Annotated in this window: 14 protein-coding genes; 1 reads left to right on the forward strand and 13 read right to left on the reverse strand. The window is 60.4% G+C overall.

Going from position 1 to position 14,804, the window contains the following annotated elements; translation table 11 throughout:
* Positions 1-96 precede the first annotated feature (96 nt).
* From HB780_RS09315 to HB780_RS09375, 13 genes are all read right to left on the reverse strand, one after another.
* Positions 97-1,434 (reverse strand): NAD(P)-binding domain-containing protein, encoded by a 1,338-nt coding sequence (locus tag HB780_RS09315; RefSeq protein ID WP_183687122.1) that lies wholly within the window; start codon positions 1,432-1,434, stop codon positions 97-99.
* Between the two features lie 66 nt (positions 1,435-1,500).
* A complete protein-coding gene (locus tag HB780_RS09320; protein WP_183687123.1) occupies positions 1,501-2,541 on the reverse strand; it encodes a heme-dependent oxidative N-demethylase family protein in 1,041 nt (346 codons plus the stop codon).
* A 29-nt stretch (positions 2,542-2,570) separates the two neighbouring features.
* A complete protein-coding gene (locus HB780_RS09325) occupies positions 2,571-3,536 on the reverse strand; it encodes a PDR/VanB family oxidoreductase (protein WP_183687124.1) in 966 nt (321 codons plus the stop codon).
* A complete protein-coding gene (locus HB780_RS09330) occupies positions 3,533-4,138 on the reverse strand; it encodes a dimethylamine monooxygenase subunit DmmA family protein (RefSeq protein ID WP_183687125.1) in 606 nt (201 codons plus the stop codon). Before HB780_RS09330 ends, HB780_RS09325 begins: the two co-directional genes overlap by 4 nt.
* A 12-nt stretch (positions 4,139-4,150) precedes the next feature.
* Positions 4,151-5,284: an aminomethyl transferase family protein gene (locus HB780_RS09335; RefSeq protein WP_183687126.1), complete on the reverse strand. Its 1,134-nt coding sequence runs from the start codon at positions 5,282-5,284 to the stop codon at positions 4,151-4,153.
* Positions 5,285-5,397: 113 nt separating this feature from the next.
* Positions 5,398-6,312 (reverse strand): bifunctional methylenetetrahydrofolate dehydrogenase/methenyltetrahydrofolate cyclohydrolase FolD, encoded by a 915-nt coding sequence (folD, locus tag HB780_RS09340; RefSeq protein WP_435693854.1) that lies wholly within the window; start codon positions 6,310-6,312, stop codon positions 5,398-5,400.
* A gap of 3 nt (positions 6,313-6,315) precedes the next feature.
* Positions 6,316-7,200, reverse strand: coding sequence for a formyltetrahydrofolate deformylase (purU, locus tag HB780_RS09345; RefSeq protein ID WP_183687127.1), 885 nt, complete (start codon positions 7,198-7,200; stop codon positions 6,316-6,318).
* 95 nt (positions 7,201-7,295) lie between these two features.
* Positions 7,296-8,603: a type III glutamate--ammonia ligase gene (gene glnT / locus HB780_RS09350; RefSeq protein ID WP_183687129.1), complete on the reverse strand. Its 1,308-nt coding sequence runs from the start codon at positions 8,601-8,603 to the stop codon at positions 7,296-7,298.
* A gap of 80 nt (positions 8,604-8,683) precedes the next feature.
* The gene (locus HB780_RS09355; RefSeq protein ID WP_007698458.1) at positions 8,684-10,012 is read right to left on the reverse strand and encodes an FMN-binding glutamate synthase family protein; all 1,329 of its coding nucleotides are present in this window, start codon (positions 10,010-10,012) and stop codon (positions 8,684-8,686) included.
* Positions 10,013-10,027: 15 nt separating this feature from the next.
* A complete protein-coding gene (locus HB780_RS09360) occupies positions 10,028-10,714 on the reverse strand; it encodes a GltB/FmdC/FwdC-like GXGXG domain-containing protein (RefSeq protein WP_183687131.1) in 687 nt (228 codons plus the stop codon).
* Positions 10,715-10,745: 31 nt separating this feature from the next.
* Entirely contained in the window at positions 10,746-11,654 is a 909-nt protein-coding gene (locus HB780_RS09365; protein WP_183687133.1) for a class II glutamine amidotransferase, read from the reverse strand.
* Positions 11,655-11,745: 91 nt separating this feature from the next.
* Positions 11,746-12,429: a helix-turn-helix domain-containing protein gene (locus HB780_RS09370; protein WP_183687135.1), complete on the reverse strand. Its 684-nt coding sequence runs from the start codon at positions 12,427-12,429 to the stop codon at positions 11,746-11,748.
* Between the two features lie 75 nt (positions 12,430-12,504).
* Complete coding sequence (locus HB780_RS09375) at positions 12,505-13,464, reverse strand: GlxA family transcriptional regulator (protein ID WP_183687136.1); 960 nt, start codon at positions 13,462-13,464, stop codon at positions 12,505-12,507.
* Positions 13,465-13,550: 86 nt separating this feature from the next.
* Here HB780_RS09375 and HB780_RS09380 point away from each other — a divergent pair, with 86 nt between their 5' ends.
* On the forward strand, positions 13,551-14,801 hold the full coding sequence (locus tag HB780_RS09380) for a sarcosine oxidase subunit beta family protein (protein WP_183687138.1): 1,251 nt from the start codon (positions 13,551-13,553) through the stop codon (positions 14,799-14,801).
* The last annotated feature ends 3 nt before the right edge of the window (positions 14,802-14,804 follow it).

Raw genomic sequence — 14,804 nt, forward strand, 5'->3', positions numbered from 1 at the left:
AAGGAGTTGCGGATCAAATTACTTCGTCTCATCTCAAACGCGCCGGCAAGGGCCGCGATGAGCAGCCCTTGCCGGTTACGCAACGCTTGAAAAGCATCAATTGCGCAGATATTCCTCCATGGAATCGTCAAGCGCCTCGACCCAGGGCGTATGATGCGTCGGCGACATGTTGCCGGTCATCAGAGAGCGATAGGCATGGTCGCGGAAACCCATGACGTTCTCCGCCTTGTGATGCTCCCATTCCATGAAGGTCTTATTCGTGCCCTCGATGTCGAAGCTCGGATAGTCGGTCTCGGCGAGCAGCTCCTTCACGTAGTCGCCCTGATACCAGATCATCTGTTCGGCATCCTCGAGCGCCTCCTCGCGGGCACGCCACATATCGAAATTGGCCTTCAGCTCCTCTTCCGAGGGGAGCTTGATGCGGCCCATCATAACATCGCGTGCCCACCAGGCCTGCACGTCGAACATGTTGAAGGTATAGAACTGGTCCTGCATGCCGATATAGAAAAGCTGCGGGTTCGTGTCGAAGACCACGCCCTTGTAGAGGTGATCGGCCCAGAGACGGTTTGCCGTTTTCAAGCGTAGTTCGTCGGGCAGGAAGGGGAAATGGTGCTGATATCCGGTGCACAGGATCAGCGCGTCAACATCCTTTTTCGATCCATCGATGAAGTGCGCCGTCTTGTTTTCAAGCTTGGTCAGCAGCGGCCGTTCCTCGAAATTCTCCGGCCATTTGAAGCCCATCGGCTTCGAGCGGTAGCTTGTTGTCACCGATTTCGCGCCGTACTTCCAGCATTGCGAGCCGATATCCTCGGCTGAATAGCTGCGGCCGACGATCAGCACGTTCTTGTCCTTGAATTCCAGCGCATCGCGGAAGTCATGGGCATGTAGCACACGGCCGTTGAAGGTCTTCACGCCCTCGAAATAGGGCACGTTCGGCGTCGAGAAGTGGCCGTTGGCGACGACGACATAGTCGAATTCCTCGTCGTACATCCGGTCTTCGACACGATCATGCGCCGTCACCGTGAACTTCTTCGTCTCCTCGTCGAAGCGCACCATGCGCACCGGCGTGCTGAAGCGCACCCATTTGCGGACATCGGCCTTCTCGACACGGCCCTTGATATAGTCCCAGAGGACGGCGCGCGGCGGATAGGAGGCGATCGGCTTTCCGAAATGCTCCTCGAACGTATAGTCGGCAAATTCCAGGCATTCCTTCGGGCCGTTCGACCAGAGATAGCGGTACATGCTGCCGTGAACCGGCTCGCCATGTTCGTCGAGGCCAGTACGCCAGGTATAGTTCCAAAGCCCGCCCCAATCGGACTGCTTTTCGTAGCAGACGACCTCCGGGATCGTGGCGCCCTTCTGGGCCGCCGACTGGAAGGCCCGCAACTGGGCCAAGCCGGAAGGACCGGCGCCGATGACGGCAACTCTTGTCATGAAACATTCCCCTTTCGATAGTATCGAATTTTTATTGCATGCGGTCGTTTGGCGTAGCGCTCGGCGTCAATCCGGGAAGGTGCCGGCGCTGGTCGGCGCGCCGTCGTCATATTTCGAAAGCCAGTCGATCGTCATCTCACGGAACCGCGTCAGGCCCTTGTAGTCGATGAGTTCCGGCGGCAGCGTGCGCAGCACGCGCGGGAAGCGACGCGCCCATTTCGGCACGGTCACCAGCTCGTCCATGTTCATCAGATAGCAACGGATGACGAAGAGAATGGCATTCGAGCGCGGCAGGCGCCAGAGGCTCTGCAATTCGACGCGCAGATGCACCTTCTCGCCGATATTCTGCGGTGTCACCGTCAGGCGATCCGGACCCCATTTCGGATAGTTCTCCGGGCTGGTGTCAAGGCGGGGATTGATCGTCATCGTCCAGTTGAAGCGGCGCGTCGGCTTGCCCTGCTGCAGGTTCAACAGAAATTTCAGCGCACGGTCGAAGACGCCGATCTGGTGAGCGAGCGGCACGGGACCATGCCATTCCATGAAATTCATGCCGATGTCGAAATCGAGCGACCAGTCGGCCTGGGTCGTGACCATACCGGCATCCATCCAGAGATTGTTGTCGCGCTGGTCGACGATGCAGAAATCACCCTGGGCCTGGCGGGTGATGTATTCGAAGGGCTCATAGGGCAGCGTCGATGCGTCGCCGAAAATGAACGTGTCGTCGATGCCGAGCGGCCGGTTGATCCAGCGCCATTGATCGCCGTTTTTGATCAGCGTGAAATGCTCGGGGTAGCCGGCGGCCTGCTCCTCCATCAGGAGTTCCAGCGTATCCCATTGCGCCGACATCATGTGCGGCAGCGCCTGGTAGCGTAGCGGGTCTTCCTTCAGGACCAGGGCCCGGTCGTGCATCTCGGCGACATAGTGCTCGTCGACGTCGATCAGGCTTTCATAGATCGTGCCGGCCTGCCCCTTCACATGCGGTTCCATGTTGACGGAATACATGTACTCGTCGCGATCGAACGGGAACGGAAAGCGGCGGATGTTCTCCGGACTGTTGCGATAGCTGAAATCGTCCCGGAACGTTTCCTGCTTGAAGGCGATTGCCATGTCCGTTCTCCTGGGTATCGGTTCGGTGCCTAGAGGTCGAGATGCAGCGTATTTCCCTCGAAGCGGGAGACACAGATCATCACCTTGCGGCCGGAAGCTTTTTCTTCGTCGGTCAGATAGACGTCGTGGTGCAGAATCTTGCCTTCGCAGACGGCAACCGCCGTCTCGCACTGTCCGCAGGCGCCGCCGCGACAGAGGAAAGGCGCGTCAACGCCAGCTGCCTCGACCGCTTCCAATATGCTCTCGTGATGGCCGACATGCACGGTCTTGCCCGAGCGCGTCAGCTCGATCGAGAAAGGCTTGCCAGGCTGCGAGGAGAGGAAGCGCTCGGAATGAAGGTTCTGCTCCGGCCAGCCTGCTTCAAGCCCTGCCTTCAGCACCCCGTCGATCATGCCCGAGGGGCCGCAGACATAGAGATGCGTGCCGAGCGGCTGACTATCGAGGAGACGGGCGAGCGGAATGTAGTTCTTTTCCGCGTCGCAATAGATCTTCACCCGATGCGAGCCGTAGCGCGCGACGAGATCCTTGCAGTAGGCGCCGCGATCGAGCGAGCGCACCGCATAATGTAGCTCGAAATTGGCACCCTCGCGGGAAAACTGCTCCATCATCGCAATGAAGGGCGTGATGCCGATGCCGCCGGCGATCAACAGATGCTTGCGGCCGCGCCAGTCCGGCTGGAAGAGATTGACCGGATAGCTGACCTTCAGCTCGTCGCCTTCGCTCACCTTCTCATGCATGAAGGTCGAGCCGCCGCGCGAATCCTCGACATGCAGCACGCTGATCTCATAGGCCGAACAATCATGCGGCGGCGACATCAGCGAATAGGCGTTGCGCCTGATATGACCGCCATCGTTCATCGAGACTATGACATGGGCGCCGCCGGAAAAATAGGGCATCGGCTTGCCGTCGAGGCGTTCGAAGCGGAACCGCTTGATGCGGTGGGCGATCGGCGTCACCTTCGCCACGCGGACGGGAATTTCAGTACCACCGCTCACAGGAACAACTCCTCCGGATCAGGCCCGCTGCCCGGTTCTTCCGCATCGATGTTGACGCCCTGGAAGGCGCCGAGGCGACGCGAATAGTGATCGCGCACCAGAAGCGGAAGGCCGCAATGGCCGCAGGCAAAGGGGCTATGAGTGACATCCTCGGTGATGCCCTTGCAATGGACGCACTGCACGCGGCGCGCCAGCGAGCCACGATGCTCCGTGATAACAGAGGCATGATCCATGCCGTAATCGAGCGCCACCATCATCGCCTGGCCGATGAACCCTTCCGTGCCGGCGATATAAAGCCGCGTGCCCATATGGGCGGTCGCAAGCGACCCTTTCAGGCGGAAAAGTAGCGTCGCGATGGTTGGCGCCGTGAAGAACATGTCGGAGCCGAGCCGGCGCAGGGTCTCGTCATGACCCTTGCCCTGCGAGCCGCGAGCGACATAGAGGATCTCGCTGCGCGACAGGACAGTATCGTCAAGTGCGGATTGCTGGTCGAGGAGGGCATTGGGCCCCTCGCCTTCAAGCGCGAAGATGTGCCGCCGGGCCTGCGGCTGGATGGAGAGGCCCTTGTAGACCGGTCGGCTCTTGATGCCTTCGACGAGCATAGGCGCGCCTCCTCAACCCACGGCCGTCCTCTTCTTCTTTTCCGGATCGTCGAAGGGCAGCGTGTGGGCAATCGCGCTCGCTGTGAGCGTTTTGCCGCGCACCTCCAACTTGGTGCCCTGCACGGCCTTATCGACGTCGAGGCGGGCTATCGCCATAGATTTTTTCGTCAGCGCAGAATAGCACGGGCAGGTGATGACGCCGACTTTTTTGCCATCGGCAAAGACCTCGTCGCCGAGATCGGCCGGGCCGTCGGCATCGATCAACATACCGAAGATCTTGAAGCGCTCCTTGCCCTTGAGACGAGCATGTTCCTCGGCACCTCGGAAACCGGTCTTGCCGGGGCTGACGGTGAAATCGAGCCCGAGCTCCCAGAGACTGTCGCCGGGCGGCTGGTCAGCGAAGGGATACATCTGCGAATTGTCGTAAGGGTAGAAGAGCAGGTAGCTTTCGACGCGAAGCATGTCGAGAACACTGAAGCAGCAGGGAATAATCCCCATCTCTTTGCCTTCGGCGACGATACGGTCCCAAACCATCGGGGCATCCTGACCGCGCACGAAAATCTCGTAGCCGCGCTCGCCGGTATAGCCGGTGCGCGAGATCATCACCGGCGCGCCGAACAGCGTCGTTTGCATGTGGTGGAAATATTTGAGATCGCGGATGCCGGGCACATATTTGGCGAGATAATCGACCGCAACCGGCCCCTGCAGCGACAGATCATGGAGGTCGTCATCAAAAAGGACAGCGCAGTTGCGGCCGGCCGCCTGCTTGACGATTTCCTCGTGACCGGAGCCGGAGCCGTGAACCAGCATCCAGGAATTCGGGCCGGTGCGGTAGACGATGCAGTCGTCGGTGAAATAACCACGATCGTTCAGCATCGCGGCATAGACCGAGCGGCCGGGATAGATCTTCGACATGTCGCGGGTAGTGATAGCGTCGAGGACGGCGATCGCATGCGGGCCGACCAGATGTACCTTCTTCAGGCCGGAAACATCCATGATGCCGGCCTTGGTCCGGATCGCGACATGCTCATCCGACATGTCCTTCTCGTAGGTCCAGGCGGTTCCCATGCCGCTCCAGTCCTCTAGTTTCGATCCCAAAGCGCGATGCCGGTCCGCCAAGGCGGAGAAACGCCATGATAGTGCCATTTCGTTCCCTCATTTTCTTCTATGGAATATTTATTTCCTGACTATATTCGTCTTTCGCGCCGTGGCAAGCCGATCCTCAAGTTTTTTGTCGGCCTATGCGGCAACATTCGCAGTCAGAACTTCGGCGCCGTCTTACCCGCGGCACGATGAGCGGCGATGACGGTATTGGCCATCAGCATGGCGATGGTCATCGGCCCAACACCGCCGGGAACCGGCGTGATCACAGCGGCAACATCGGAGGCTTCAGTAAAGGCGACATCACCGACCAGCCTCGTCTTGCCCTCGCCGCGCTCAGGTGCCGCAATCCGGTTGATGCCGACGTCGATGACAGTGGCGCCCGGCTTGATCCAGTCGGCCTTCACCATCTGCGGCTGACCAACGGCCGCCACTAGAATATCGGCCGTGCGAGCAACGGTTGGTAGATCCTTGGTGCGCGAATGCGCCACCGTTACCGTCGCATTGGCATTCAGCAGCAATTGCGCCATCGGCTTGCCGAACAGGTTGGAGCGGCCGATCACAACGGCATTCAGCCCCGACAGGTCCTCGCCGTGGACGCGGCGCACCAGAAGCATAGCGCCAGCCGGCGTGCAGGAGATCAATCCCGTTGCCAGATCGCCAGTGGCAAGCTTGCCGGCATTGACCACATGCAGACCATCGACATCCTTCTCCGGCCGGATCGACTGGATGATCGGCTCCGAATTCAGGTGTTTGGGCAGCGGAAGCTGCACCAGGATGCCGTGGATCGAGGCGTCTTCATTCAGCGACTGCACCAGCTTTGCCAGCTCTTCCTGCGTCGTCTCAGCCGGCAGCGTGTGCTGGATGGACGTGAAGCCGCACTCCTTGGCCATCCTGCTCTTCGAGGTCACATAGCTGTGGCTGGCCGGATCATCACCGACAATCACCACCGCAAGGCCGGCCTTCGCGCCCGTCTCCGTCTCCAGCGCAGACGTTGCCGTCTTCACCGCCTCGATCACCGAAGCCGCCACCTGCTTGCCGTCGATCACGGTTGCCCCAGTCATCGCAGCCATGGCTTACCCCATCCTCTCGGATGCATAGCTTCCCGGGCTTGCCGGGAAGACGATGGTGCGGTTGCCGTTGAGGAAGGTGCGGTAATGGATATGCGCATGGATGGCGCGCGCCAGCACCTGGCTCTCCACATCCCGGCCGATCGAGACGTAATCGTCCGCCGACTGCGCATGCGTGATGCGCGCCGTGTCCTGCTCGATGATCGGGCCTTCGTCCAGATCCGCCGTTACATAATGCGCCGTCGCCCCAATCAGCTTCACACCGCGCTCATAGGCCTGCTTGTAGGGATTGGCGCCCTTGAAGGACGGCAGGAAGGAATGGTGGATGTTGATGATCCGCCCGGACATCTTTTGGCACATCGAGTCAGACAGGATCTGCATGTAGCGGGCCAGCACGATCAGCTCCGTGCCGGTCTGTTCGACCACATCCATGATGCGGGCTTCCGCCTGCGGCTTGTTGGCCTTGGTCACCGGAATATGGTGGAAGGGGATGTCGTGGTTGACCACCACCTTCTGGTATTCAAAGTGATTGGAGACGACACCGACGATGTCGATCGGCAGCGCCCCGATCTTCCAGCGGTAAAGCAGGTCGTTGAGACAATGACCGAAGCGCGAAACCATCAGCAGCACCTTCATGCGCTTCTGGGTATCGTGGATCTCGGCCTCCATCTCGAATTTCTGAGCGATCGGCTTGAAGCCCTCAACCAGCGCCTCCTGGCCGATGCCCTCTTCGGACACAAAACTGACGCGCATGAAGAACTTGCCGGTATCGAGATCGTCGAACTGAGAACTATCGACGATGTTGCAGCCCTGGTCCGCCAGATAATTGGCAATCGCAGCTACAATCCCCCGCGTCGAGTGGCACGATACCGTCAATACATAGTTCGTCATGTCTCTTCCCTCGCAGTCCGGGATCACATATCCGCCTCAGGCCGGAGTTTCAGGCTCCGGCCCAGGCGCTCATCCGTTGGAATGAAATGCTACGCTCAGATATCGAGTGTGCTGTCGCGTTCCCACTGCGTGAAGTGCGAGCAGTAGGAATTCCATTCCTGATGCTTGAGCTTCAGGTAAGCGGCGGAGAATTCCGAGCCGATCGCCTCCTTCAGGCCCTCATCCTCGTCATAGGCCCGGAGTGCATCGAGCAGGTTGAGCGGCAGACGCGGCGCATCCTTGACCAGATGACCCTCGGCATACATGTCGATGTCATGATGCGGGCCGGGATCGGCCTTGTTGCGGATGCCGTCTAGGCCAGCGGCGATGATGATCGCCTGCAGCAGATAGGGATTGACGGCACCGTCCGGCAGGCGCAGTTCGAAGCGGCCGGGACCGGGCACGCGCACCATATGGGTGCGGTTGTTGCCGGTCCAGGTCACCGTGTTCGGCGACCAGGTGGCACCCGAAGTGGTGCGCGGCGCGTTGATACGCTTGTAGGAGTTGACCGTCGGATTGGTGATCGCTGCCAGCGACGAGGCATGCTTCATGATGCCGCCGAGGAAGTACTTGCCTTGCGCCGAGAGACCGAATTCCGCTTCCCTGTCGGCGAAGACGTTGGTCTTGCCGTCATTGCTCCACACCGAGATATGGCAATGGCAGCCATTGCCGGTCAGGCCCTTGAAGGGCTTCGGCATGAACGTCGCCCGCAACCCGTGCTTTTCGGCAATCGACTTGACCATGAACTTGAAGAAGGAATGCTTGTCAGCCGTCTTCAGCGCGTCGTCGAATTCCCAGTTCATCTCGAACTGGCCGTTGGCATCCTCGTGGTCGTTCTGATAGGCGCCCCAGCCGAGTTCCAGCATGTAGTCGCAGATTTCAGCAATCACATCGTAGCGGCGCATGACGGCCTGCTGGTCGTAGCAGGGCTTTTCGGCGGTGTCGTATTCGTCCGAGATCTTCGTGCCGTCAGCGGTGATCAGGAAGAATTCGGCCTCAACGCCGGTCTTGACCCGCATGCCTTCGGCCTCAGCCGACTTCACGAGCTTTTTCAGCACGTTGCGCGGCGCCTGGGCAACAAGTTTGCCATCCATCCACAAATCGGCAGCAACCCAGGCAACCTCTTTCTTCCAGGGAAGCTGGATGACGGAGGATGGATCCGGCACGGCAAACAGGTCCGGATGGGCGGGCGTCATGTCGAGCCAGGTGGCGAAACCGGCAAAGCCGGCGCCCTCTTCCTGCATCGCGGCAATCGCCTGCGCCGGCACCAGCTTGGCGCGCTGACCGGAGAAAAGATCCGTATAGCTGATCATGAAGTATTTGATGCCTTTGTCTTTGGCAAAAGCAGCAAGGTCCAGTGTCATTCTCGTTCCCCTTTGGATTTCTTAGAGACACTTCGATTTTGATAGGATGCCGCCGGGCTCTTCGACCCGGCGGTGAAAATTCAGTAGCCCCCTTTGCCCGGATACCAGCTCGTGCCGGCAAGCGGGATTTGCGCCATGGCGGCGGCTTCCATCGTCAGCGCACACAGGTCTTCCGGCTCCAGATTGTGGAGGTGGTTCTTGCCGCAGGCACGCGCGATCGTCTGGGCCTCGAGCGTCATGACCTTCAGGTAGTTGGCAAGACGACGGCCAGCTGCAACCGGGTCAAGCCGAGCGGCGAGTTCAGGGTCCTGCGTAGTGATACCGGCCGGGTCCTTGCCTTCGTGCCAGTCGTCATAGGCGCCGGCGGTGGTGCCGAGCTTCTGGTACTCTTCTTCCCAGCGCGGATCGTTGTCGCCGATCGCGACCAGCGCCGCCGTACCAATGGCGACGGCATCGGCACCAAGCGCCAACGCCTTTGCCACATCCGCGCCGGAGCGAATGCCGCCGGAGATGATCAATTGCACCTTGCGGTGCATGCCGAGATCCTGCAGCGCCTGAACGGCTGGACGAATGCAGGCGAGCGTCGGCATGCCGACATTTTCGATGAAGACGTCCTGGGTGGCCGCCGTACCGCCCTGCATGCCGTCGAGAACGACGACATCGGCGCCGGCCTTTACAGCCAAAGCCGTGTCGTAATAGGGACGTGCGCCGCCGACCTTGACGTAGATGGGCTTTTCCCAATCGGTGATTTCGCGCAGTTCCATGATCTTGATTTCAAGATCGTCGGGACCGGTCCAATCCGGGTGACGGCAGGCCGAGCGCTGGTCGATACCCTTCGGCAGATTACGCATATGGGCGACGCGATCGGAAATCTTCTGGCCGAGCAGCATGCCGCCGCCGCCGGGCTTTGCGCCCTGGCCGACCACCACTTCGATCGCATCCGCACGCCGCAGATCCTTCGGGTTCATGCCATAGCGCGAGGGAAGATACTGATAGACGAGGGTCTGCGAATGGCCGCGTTCCTCATTGGTCATGCCGCCGTCGCCGGTCGTGGTCGATGTGCCCGCAAGCGTGGCGCCGCGACCAAGCGCTTCCTTGGCATTGCCAGAAAGGGCGCCGAAGCTCATGCCGGCAATGGTAATCGGGGTCTTCAGCGTAATAGGCTTCTTGGCGAAGCGGCTGCCGAGAACCACGGTCGTGTCGCACTTCTCGCGGTAGCCTTCGAGCGGATAGCGCGAGATCGATGCACCGAGGAAAAGAAGGTCATCGAAATGCGGCACCTTGCGCTTCGTGCCGGCGCCGCGAATATCGTAGATGCCGGTTGCCGCCGCGCGGCGGATCTCGGCCAGCGTATGGTCGTCGAAAGTGGCGGACTTGCGCGGCGGCGTCAGAGGATTGTGATAGCTCATGATATTCCTTTCGCCTCAGTACGCGTCGGCATTGTCGATGTTGAAATTATAGAGCTTGCGCGCCGATCCGTAACGCTTGAACTCTTCCGGCTTGACGCCGCTGACGCCGGCCTTGTCGAGAAGCTCGGAAAGCTTTTCGAGATGCTCCGGGCGCATCTCCTTTTCGATACAGTCCGAGCCGAGGCTCTTGACTACACCGCGAACGAAAAGCTTGGCTTCATAGAGGCTGTCACCCAGCGCATCGCCAGCATCACCGAGCACGACCAGATGGCCCGACTGCCCCATGAAGGCAGACATGTGGCCGATATTGCCATGCACGACGATATCGATGCCCTTCATCGAGATACCGCAACGCGAAGCGGCATTACCCTTGATGACCAGGAGACCGCCTTGACCGGTCGCACCCGCATACTGGCTCGCATCGCCTTCGATGACAACGGTGCCCGACATCATGTTCTCGGCAACACCAGGACCAGCCGAGCCATGGACGGTGACGTTGCCGCCATCGTTCATGCCGGCGCAATAATAGCCGACAGACCCTTTGACATCGACAGTCACGGGCGCATCGATACCGACGGCCACCGCATGATGGCCACGCGGATTGACGACTTCGAAGGCTGTATCGTTGGCGCCTGCCGCAAGGCCGTGGAGAGCGCTATTGAGGTCACGCAGCGACGTGACGGAAAGATCGAAAACTGGCATTAAAGAACTCTCTCGATTGCGCTGACCCTAATCAGGCAGCCTTTTCGTGATCCCAGAAATAGACGGTGGCCGGCTCCGGCTCCCAGATACGGGCATCCTCGATGCCGGGCAGGTTGACGAGCGCGCGATATTCGGAACCGAACGCAACATATCGATCGGTTTCGGCCATGACGGCCGGCTTGCAGGCGATGGGATCGCGCACGACGCCGAAGCCGGACTTGGTGCCGACGACGAAGGTGAAGAAACCGTCGAGATCGTCCAGCGCGCCGGTCAATGCCTCGCCCAGATCCTTGCCCTTGGCCATCTCGGCCGTCAGATAGGCGGCGGCAACCTCGGTGTCGTTCTGGGTCTCGAAGGTCATGCCCTCGCGCACCAGTTCGCGACGCAGATTGTTGTGGTTCGACAGCGAGCCGTTGTGGACCAGGCATTGATCCGAGCCGGTCGAGAAAGGATGGGCGCCGAGCGTCGTAACGGCGGATTCGGTCGCCATGCGGGTATGACCGATGCCATGCGTTCCGGACATGGAGGCGACGCCGAAACGGGAGACGACGTCCTTCGGCAGGCCCGTCTCTTTATAGATTTCGATGGCATCACCGCTGCTCATCACCCGAACATCCGGCCGCAACGACGCGATCGCGGCGCGACCCTCATCGAGCTTATCCTTCGCCAGCGCGATAACGGCATGCGTGCTCTTTACCTCGATCGATACCGGTGCATCGAGCGCCCGCCGAAGATCCTGCTCGAGACCGGCGAAGTCCTTCGCCGGATTGGCGGACTGGATGGTGATTTTTGCTTTGTTGCCGTTCGCGCTGCCGTAAATCGCGATGCCGGCGCTGTCGGGGCCACGGTCCGTCATCGTCACCAGCATGGACGAGAGAAGCGAGCCGAGTTCCGGCTCCAGGCTTTTATCCTTCAGGAAGAGACCCACAATTCCGCACATGATCAGACCCTCCATTTCGCGTCTGCAAAATGACTAGCAGGTCCAATTTCAGATTTCAACTGGTAAGAATAATATTTTCTTTTAAAGCAAGTCAGTCACTCTTGCCGCGCTGTGGATAGCTGATGATCGAGAGATAACGGCTGGGCAGTTTCACCAGCACTTCCGGCCCATGCGGCGCATCGGCGTCGAAGAACAGGCTATCGCCCGGCTGCATCTGGAAAAGCTGGTCGCCGTGGCGATAGACCACCTCGCCTTCGAGCATATAGAGAAACTCCATGCCCTCGTGCTGGAAGGTCGGAAAGACGTCGGAATTGGTTGTCAGCGTGATGAGATAGGGCTCGACGATGACGCCGCTCGAATTATTGTCGATGTGGCCGAGCAGATTATATTGATGACCGGCGCGCGTGCCGCGTCGTTCAAGCTCGATGCCTTCCCCGGCTTTGACGAAGACGGCGTTGCGCGGCTCCTCGTAGCGCCGGAAGAAGGCCGTCAGCGGCACGCCGAGCGCACGAGAGAGCGATTGCAGCGTCGTCAGCGACGGCGAGATATTGCCGTTCTCGATCTTCGACAGCATGCCGAGCGAGATCCCGGTCGAGGCCGCAAGGTCGGTCACCGTGATGCCGAGCTTCTTGCGATAGGCGCGCACCTCATGGCCAATCGCCATTTCGAGATTGTTTACCTTCGGCTCGCGAACCGCATGCGGGTCCTGCAACAAGGCCGGCCGCGCGCCGTGGGGATGCTCGTCAGTCGATGTCTTCTCCGGCTTCGTCTTCATTCACAATCCTTTGCTGCAACGCGTCATCACAACCACCCTATCGTCGCAGTGAAATTTCCTCAACCATGAAGAAAGTCAGGACTTACGAATATTGCTGGGTGCGGCGCCATAGGCGCTGCGATAGACGCGGGAGAAATGCGCGCCGCTTGAAAAGCCGGTGGCGATGGCGATTTCGGAGATCGAAAGCGGGCTCTGTTCCAACAGTCGCCGAGCGTGCTGAAGCCTGATCCGGCGATATTGATCAAGAAAGGTGGCGCCGAGATGCGCGGCAAACAGCCGGTCGAGATGGCGCGGCGTGACGCCGGCGATCCTGGCCATCGCGGTGCGACCCAGCGGCATCTCGATCGTCTCCTCCATTTTCTCCAGCACACTGAGGAGGCCCGGATGATGAACCCCGTAGCGCTCGGCAAGCGAGCCGCGCTGTGGCGCTGTGGGTTCGCCGACCTCCGTATGTAGATACCAGTCACTGACGCGGCGAGCGAAATCCGGTCCCATGCGCTCGGAAATCAGCACATGCATCATGTCGAGAGGCGCGATACCGCCGCCGCAGGTGATGCGATTGCCGTCGACGACGAAGCGGGCCTGGCGGGGTGAAAGCGCGGGAAAGGCTTCGAGCAGCGTCGGCGCATGCTCCCAATGGATGGTGAAGTCGCGCTCGGCAAGCAGCCCGGCTTCGGCCAGCAGATAGGGGCCGCCTGAGATGCCGCCGATACGCACGCCCTCGCGCGCCAATTGCCTGAGACAGGCGAACACGGCCGGATAATGCCAGTCGCGCGGCGAACCGCCGGCACAGACGAAGACAGTACCGAGCCCGGAGCCACGGCCTGGAAGCAGATCGGCCGGCACCGACACGCCGCCGGAGGACAGAGCCGGCTCGCCATCCGGCGAGAAGCTTGAGAGACGATAGATCTCCCGCCCCGCCAACAGATTGGCGGCGCGCAGCGGTTCGGTCGCCGAAGCATAGGACATCAGGGCAAATCCCGGGATCAGGATGAAGCCGATGTGCTGGACGTTTTTCGCATCAATCGATGACATGTCCCTTTTCTATTCACAAAGGTCCTAAATGGGCAAGTGGATAGCTATCCTTCTGTCATCATAGGGCGGTTCTTTCGGAGCAATTCATGCGCTATTCCGCTTTATCCATTTTCCTCAACGGCCTTCGCGGCAATGCCGGCTGGGCTCCTGCCTGGCGTCAGCCCGAACCGAAGCCGCATTATGATGTCATCATCGTCGGAGGTGGCGGCCACGGACTGGCGACGGCCTATTATCTCGCCAAGACCTTCGGCATCACCAATGTCGCCGTGCTGGAAAAGGGCTATCTCGGCTCTGGCAATATCGGCCGCAACACGACGATCATCCGTTCGAACTACCTGCTACAAGGCAATAACCCCTTCTACGAGCTGTCGATGAAGCTGTGGGAAGGGCTGGAGCAGGATTTCAATTTCAACGCCATGGTCTCGCAGCGCGGCGTACTCAATCTCTTTCATTCCGATGCGCAGCGCGACGCCTATACACGGCGCGGCAACGCCATGCGTCTGCATGGTGTCGATGCCGAGTTCCTCGACAAGGCGGCGGTGCGCCGGAAGCTCCCCTTCCTCGACTTTGACAATGCCCGCTTTCCCATTATGGGTGGACTGTTCCAGCCGCGCGGCGGCACTGTGCGCCACGATGCGGTCGCCTGGGGCTATGCGCGTGGCGCCGACAGCCACGGCGTCGACATCATCACCGGTTGTGAAGTGACCGGCATCCGCTCCGAAAACGGCCGCGTGACCGGCGTCGAAACCACCAAGGGCTTCATCGGCTGCGGCAAGCTGGCGCTGGCGGCCGCCGGCAATTCCACTGTCGTCGCCGATATGGCTGGCCTTCGCCTGCCGATCGAAAGCCATGTGCTGCAGGCCTTCGTCTCCGAGGGGCTGAAGCCTTTCATCGATACGGTCGTCACCTTCGGCGCCGGCCATTTCTATGTCTCGCAGTCGGATAAGGGCGGCCTTGTCTTCGGCGGCGACATCGATGGCTACAATTCCTACGCCCAGCGCGGCAATCTCGCCACCGTCGAGCACGTCGCCGAGGCCGGCGTCGCCCTGATCCCGTCTCTGACCCGCGTGCGCTACCTGCGCTCATGGGGTGGCGTCATGGACATGAGCATGGACGGCTCGCCGATCATCGACCGCACCCATATCGACAATCTCTATCTGAACGCCGGCTGGTGCTACGGCGGCTTCAAGGCCACACCCGCCTCCGGTTACTGCTACGCCCATCTGATCGCCCGCAACGAGCCGCATGAGACGGCGCGCGAGCTGCGCCTCGACCGTTTCCGGCGCGGCTATCAGCTCGACGAAAAGGGCGTCGGCGCCCAGCCGAACCTGCATTGAGGA

The sequence above is a fragment of the Rhizobium lusitanum genome, assembly GCF_014189535.1.
In the GTDB taxonomy this organism is placed as follows: domain Bacteria; phylum Pseudomonadota; class Alphaproteobacteria; order Rhizobiales; family Rhizobiaceae; genus Rhizobium; species Rhizobium lusitanum_C.